General features: G+C 36.4%; 6 protein-coding genes. 5 read left to right on the top strand and 1 reads right to left on the bottom strand.

Annotated elements, in window-relative coordinates:
* The first annotated feature begins 173 nt into the window (after nt 1-173).
* A complete protein-coding gene (locus D6734_03640; protein ID RMF96470.1) occupies nt 174-1,892 on the top strand; it encodes a GNAT family N-acetyltransferase in 1,719 nt (572 codons plus the stop codon).
* Here D6734_03640 and D6734_03635 read toward each other — a convergent pair.
* Nucleotides 1,889-3,541: a hypothetical protein gene (locus D6734_03635; GenBank protein ID RMF96469.1), complete on the bottom strand. Its 1,653-nt coding sequence runs from the start codon at nt 3,539-3,541 to the stop codon at nt 1,889-1,891. The genes D6734_03640 and D6734_03635 overlap by 4 nt on opposite strands.
* 103 nt (nt 3,542-3,644) lie before the next feature.
* Between D6734_03635 and D6734_03630 the strand changes: the two genes are divergently transcribed.
* The 4 genes from D6734_03630 to thyX all read left to right on the top strand — a co-directional run bounded on the left by D6734_03630 (nt 3,645) and on the right by thyX (nt 5,867).
* Entirely contained in the window at nt 3,645-4,214 is a 570-nt protein-coding gene (locus tag D6734_03630) for a flavodoxin family protein (protein RMF96468.1), read from the top strand.
* Nucleotide 4,215: 1 nt separating this feature from the next.
* Nucleotides 4,216-4,590: a hypothetical protein gene (locus D6734_03625; GenBank protein RMF96472.1), complete on the top strand. Its 375-nt coding sequence runs from the start codon at nt 4,216-4,218 to the stop codon at nt 4,588-4,590.
* Nucleotides 4,591-4,665: 75 nt separating this feature from the next.
* The gene (locus D6734_03620) at nt 4,666-5,244 is read left to right on the top strand and encodes a UbiX family flavin prenyltransferase (protein ID RMF96471.1); all 579 of its coding nucleotides are present in this window, start codon (nt 4,666-4,668) and stop codon (nt 5,242-5,244) included.
* Nucleotides 5,241-5,867 (top strand): FAD-dependent thymidylate synthase, encoded by a 627-nt coding sequence (thyX, locus tag D6734_03615; GenBank protein RMF96467.1) that lies wholly within the window; start codon nt 5,241-5,243, stop codon nt 5,865-5,867. The genes D6734_03620 and thyX overlap by 4 nt, the downstream gene beginning before the upstream one ends.
* The last annotated feature ends 8 nt before the right edge of the window (nt 5,868-5,875 follow it).

Genomic DNA, 5,875 nt, shown 5'->3' with positions numbered 1-5,875 from the left:
GTTTTATAAAAAAAAAGAGTCAACAAGTTTTTTTTATTTTTTGATAGAGAAAAAGTGCAAATGCGGAAATTTTAATCTTCATATCATATTAGCGGTGCGTTTTTTTATGTTATTATATTAAAAAAATAGCACTATTTTATTAATTTTTTGGTCAAAGCAGGGTGTAGAGCAATATGAAAATACCTCTAAGAGATAATGCTGTTATAGCGGTTATCGGCGGAGGGCCATCAGGAGCGGCTTTCGCAATAAGATTATTGCGAAAAGCTACAGAGATTGGCAAAAAGATTGATGTGATCATATTTGAAGGAAAGGATTTTAAGATACACTATAATCAGTGTGTTGGTGTGCTTTCTCCACCCTTGATGGATATTCTTGAAAAAGAGCTTCTTGTTGAATTGCCTCCATCTCTCTATAAACGCTCTATTCATGGATACCGCCTACATGGAGGAAATAAAGAAGTCCTCCTTTTTGATAGAGGCACTTCAGGAATGACAATAACAGTGCGAAGGGTTGAATTTGACCGTTTTTTGCTTGATACAGCTCTTAATCTTGGGGCACGTCTTATTAGAAGCAGAGTAATAAATATCGAATTTTTTCAACCTGAAGAAAAAAATGGGGAGGTTAGAATTTACAGTGAAAGCGGATATACCAAAGCGGACTGTGTGGTAGGTGCTTTTGGTCTTGACAGCACATTGCTCTCTGTATTGGAAAATGTAACAAAAAAGAGCAAGAAACCTTACAAGCGCCCCAAGAAAATGCTGAAAACATTCATTACCAAATTTCATGCTGACCCTGTTTTTCTCAGAAAATATGTCGGCAATATTATTTATGCTTATCTTAAGCCGCCTGAAATTCCACGAATTGAGTTTGCGGCAATTTCTCCTAAGGGAGACCACATTATCATAAATATAGCAGGTGAGAAGGTAACTTCTCTTGATATGGATATGTTTCTTTCACTGAAAGATGTAAAAGAGCATTTGCCGTCATTTAATCCCTCTGACCTAAGCTATTTCGAGGGGAGATTCCCTACTTCGCCTTCAAAAAATCCATATGGCGACCGTTATGTTTGTGTTGGTGATGTAACAGGATGGATGAGACCCTTTAAAGGGAAAGGAATTAATGTTGCCATCACAACAGGAATGCGGGCGGCAGATGCAATAATTGAAGGAGGCATTGGTAACGATTCATTTTCAAAATATGAAGAGAGTTGTAAAGAGCTTTTGGATGATTATATTTATGGCGCATTTGTAAGATTTCTTTGCATAAAGGCATCTCGGCTTTTTGTTGGTAGAATGATTCAAATGTCTCTCATAAACCCTATTATTTATGATGCGCTTTTTGATTCTGTATCAGGACATAGACCTTACAAAGAAATTATAAAAAGTTTGATCAAACCAGAACTAGCTTCAAAGGAAATTATTTCATTTATAAAAAAACTATTAAGGGGGAAAAGAAAAATGGGAGAAATAAAAATAAGAAACCTTGCAAGGCATGATATTGAAGCAATAGTAAAAATTGATGAAAAAATTACAGGCCGTCCCCATGAAGCATATTGGACTGGCAAGATATCCAAATATTTAGCTAGTGAACCGGGTGCATGTCTTGCAGCAGAAATAGAAGGAAAAGTTGTAGGTTTTGTCTTAGGTGACATTCGAGGATGGGAATATGCTGTGCCTACTTGCGGGTGGCTCGATGTTATAGGTGTTGATGTGGAATATCAGGGAATGGGTATAGGAAAAAAACTTATAGAAGCTCTTTTTTCTTTTTTTAAAAAGTCAGGAATTGAGAATGTAGTTACTATGGTCAATTGGAATGAAGCAGACCTCATCGATTATTTCCGTTCACAGGGATTTGAACGAGGTGAATATATCAATATGATAAAGAAACTCTAATGACTTTTTGGGTTTTGCCTTGTTTTTATAAGATTTTCGAATACCTCTACTGCTTCAACCATATCATCAGCGTAACCATCGATGTTGAGTTTTTTTATATCTTCTCCTTTAATTGATGGCCCTCCTGCCATGATCAATGGACATTGATTTTTAAATTCTTTTTTTAGTTTGGTGGCAATTTCTTTAACTATTTTTTTCCCTGCTGTTGTAAATGATGAAATTCCAACAGCATCGACGCTATTGGTTTTACACAAGTCTATGAATTTTTCAGCTGACACATCAACACCAGCATCTATTACGCCGTATCCTTTGGACTCAAACATTGTTTTAACAAGATTTTTCCCTATTTCATGAATGTCTCCTTTTACAGTTCCTATTAACAATCTTTTTCTTTTTGTCTTGAAAGATTTTTTGTTCTTCCAAAGAAGTCTGACAGCTTTTTCCATAGTTTCTACTGAGAGAAGAATATGGGGGATTGATACTCTATGCTTGTTATAATCATCGGAAATCCATTTTATACCTCGTGCAAGACCCTTGGAATAGATATTTTGGGCTGATATTTTGTATTTGAGCGCTTTTTTCAGAGTTTCTCTTAAATTTCTATTATTCCCTGAATAAACTCTATCTGCGCATTCCTTTAATGCATTCTGGACCTCTTTGTTTAGGATTTTATATTTTCTTCCTGTTTCAATAAATGCTGCTATGTTTTCTAATGGCGCATCAGCGGGGATTGAGCATGCCGTAGCCAAAATAAAGTTTTCAAAAAGTTCCATTTTATTTAACAATGTTTGAGTTTCCCTTTTGACATTTTCTTCAGTCGATTCTGTTATTATCGATACAGGGTCTATATTTCCTATTAGAACGATATTCTGTGGTATCAATCTTGCCGCATCTTCGAGGTCAACCATTGAGTCAAGACTTAATCCGTGTGCACCGCATCTTGTAAGAGTGTGCAAGAGATGGAAGGAATCACCGCAGATATGGATATGGGATGGATATTTTTTGAAATTTTTAAAGAGTTTTTTTAGGTATGGCAGACAAAAAAGCTTAAAATCTTCATTAGATAAAAATATTGCCGACGGTTCGGCTACAGTGAAATAATTTGCACCTAAAGATATCTGTTCTTTTGCATATTCGAAAAGAAATGAGGTGCATTTATCGAGAAGGGCAAAGGCCAAATCTCTTTCCTTTTTTAAGGTTAATGAAAATTTTTCAGCTCCTGCTAAAAGAGCTGCAAGAGTAAAAGGGCCAGTAACTGAGGCAGGAATAAATTTACCTTTAAACTTTTTTGAAAGTTCAGGAATTACAGCAAGCGAGATTGATGTCAATTTCCCCTTTTTTGGTGATGGGATTTTTAGTCTTTCCACATCTTTCAATGAACTTATGAGCGGTTCTGCGATTGAAGGGTCTTCATCATCCGAATAATTGAGAGTTGCTCCTAAGCATTCTGCTTCTTCTGCAATTCCGCCAATATTGAAAATTATATCAGGATTGAATGTTTCTGCATAAGCAATTAAGGATTCAAGCTTTGCTTTTTTATCGAAGAGACAGTCAATATGGCGGTATCCTGCAATTTTTATTCCTGATTCGGAGCTGCCGGGAAAAACCAACCTTCTTTTAACCCTTTTGACAATGTCTATCAATTCCATTATTTTTTTTGGAAAAGTTTAGAAAAATATGTTTCATCTTATAAAATAAATAATTAACAATAATTTTTTGATAGAATCAATATATGTAGGGAGGAAATGAGAAATGTTGCTTGGAATATGCGGGAGCGGAAGAAAGGAAGGAAATACGGGAAGGCTCATTAAAAAAATTCTTGAATCGACAGGAATGGAAAATGAGATGGTTTGGCTTATCGATATTGGTATAGGATATTGCACCGGATGTATGAAATGCGCTATGGAAGGAGAATGCTGGCAAAAAGATGGGATGAGCGAACTTTATGGTAAATTGATCAGTTGTGATGGTCTCATCCTTGGATCTCCCTGTTATTATGGAGATGTATCCGGACTCTTCAAGAGTTTCATAGACCGTTCGATTGCTCTTGGTTATATGGGTGTTGGCAAAGAATCAGAAATTCCTATGCATGGAAGAAAACCTCTTGCGGGCAAGCCGGTAGCTTTGGTTTCTGCTGTAGCAGCACATGGTGCCCAGAGGGCTTTGGAAACGATGGAGATGTATGTTCAGTTTAGTGAAATGAAATTGATCGATAAAATTGAAGCTGCAACGGGGATGAAAGATGTTAATGATATACCGGAGTTAATCGAAAAAGCTGTATCAGTTGGCAATAAAATGTCAAAAGCATTGAATGAAAAATAATATAAAGATATCATCAGGAAAAGGAAGAACAAAGGTTACAATTGAAGCAAGAATTCTTGGCAATGACCTATTGATTTCTCTTTATGGAGGCACGAAGCCACATATAGGCGCTGTTGCTCTTTCAGTTACAAGGAGAAGCCTTAAAAATAGAAAAAAAAAGAGTGCATCCACATCTATCCTTACATTGACAGGTCATAAAGATGATTTGATTGCTAAGAGTGTTGCTGAAAAAGTTTCAACAGAATTGGGACGGAATGTTGTAGTTGCAGCAGGTGTACACATAGAAAAAGCCAAAGATGAAGAAATTTTGAAGATCATTGAAGAATCAGAAAAGTGCGCTGACAAGATAATCAGAAGATTTACTTCTATGAAATGATTTGACATTGAAAGTTCATTGAAGTTATTTAAATGCTTCAAGGAACAGCGTTTTTTTGATTTTATTATAATTATAATGAAAAAGAAAAATATAATAGTTGCAGTCACGGGCGCAACAGGGGCGCTCTATGCTTTAAAACTTGTTGATTATTTAGCGACGCGCTCAGATATTGATGTTTCGTTGATTGTCAGTGATAATGGTAAGCTGATATTTGAGCATGAGACAGGCATATCTATAAATGAACTCTATAAAAAATGTGATTATGTATATGAAAACGACGATTTGAGCGCGCCTATAGCGAGCGGCTCATTCAAGCGCTCAGGGATGATAATAATCCCTTGCAGTATAAAAACAATGTCTGCGATTGCCCTTTCAATGGCAAGTAATCTCATCATAAGGGCAGCAGATGTCAATTTGAAGGAGAAGATGCCTCTTGTCATCTGTTTAAGAGAAACACCTCTTCATTTAGGACATTTGAAAAATCTATCGCGTCTTGCTGAGATAGGAGGTATTGTGTTTCCTCTTTCACCTTCATTTTATCACAAGCCCAAAAGCATAGAGGAAATTGTAGATTTCACTGTTGGACGGGTTCTTGACCTTCTTGGAATAGATAATGAGCTTTCACGCCCTTATACTGGAATAGAAGAGGAATGAATCTTATGGAAGATATGAAAGGCTTTAATCCCCGAGTTGAATTGGTGAGCATAACCGATAATGCAGAGAAGGTTATCGAGGATGCTGGAAGAACCTGTTATCTCTCATTTGATAAAAAAACACCTGACAGTGAAAAGAAATTCATTCAGATGCTCATTAGACGGGGACACTTATCTGTTCTTGAACATGCATCTGCAACCTTCCGGATTAAAGGGGGCTCTCGGGCTTTTACTCATCAACTTGTAAGGCATAGACTTTGCGCTTTTTCACAGCAATCGCAAAGATATGTAAGTGAAAAAAATTTTGATTATGTCGAGCCTTACTCCATTTCTTCCAAACCTGAAGCACATAAGGTTTTTATAGAGACAATGGAAACAATCAAGAATGCTTATAAAACATTGCAGGATATGGGTATAAAAAATGAAGATGCCCGTTTTGTTCTGCCTAACGCAGTCAAAAGTGAAATAGTCATAACTGCAAATTTCAGAGAATGGCGCCATATTCTTGAAGTCCGCCTTAAACCTGATGCGCAATGGGAGATAAAAGAAATCTGCCTTCGTATATTAGATATTTTAAAGAGTAAAGCACCTTCTGTTTTTGGAGACCTTCCAAATAGTAAATAGTTTTTAAT

It is taken from the genome of Candidatus Schekmanbacteria bacterium, from assembly GCA_003695725.1.
Classification (GTDB): domain Bacteria; phylum Schekmanbacteria; class GWA2-38-11; order GWA2-38-11; family J061; genus J061.
The sequence above is the reverse complement of the archived record's forward strand: the minus strand, read 5'-3'. Positions and strand labels throughout refer to the sequence as shown.

Bases quoted from the DNA above. Each gene is read 5' to 3' on its own strand.
- thyX (RMF96467.1), top strand. From the start codon at position 5,241: ATGAATCTTATGGAAGATATGAAAGGCTTTAATCCCCGAGTTGAATTG.
- D6734_03630 (RMF96468.1), top strand. From the start codon at position 3,645: ATGTTGCTTGGAATATGCGGGAGCGGAAGAAAGGAAGGAAATACGGGA.
- D6734_03635 (RMF96469.1), bottom strand. From the start codon at position 3,541: ATGGAATTGATAGACATTGTCAAAAGGGTTAAAAGAAGGTTGGTTTTT.
- D6734_03640 (RMF96470.1), top strand. From the start codon at position 174: ATGAAAATACCTCTAAGAGATAATGCTGTTATAGCGGTTATCGGCGGA.
- D6734_03620 (RMF96471.1), top strand. From the start codon at position 4,666: ATGAAAAAGAAAAATATAATAGTTGCAGTCACGGGCGCAACAGGGGCG.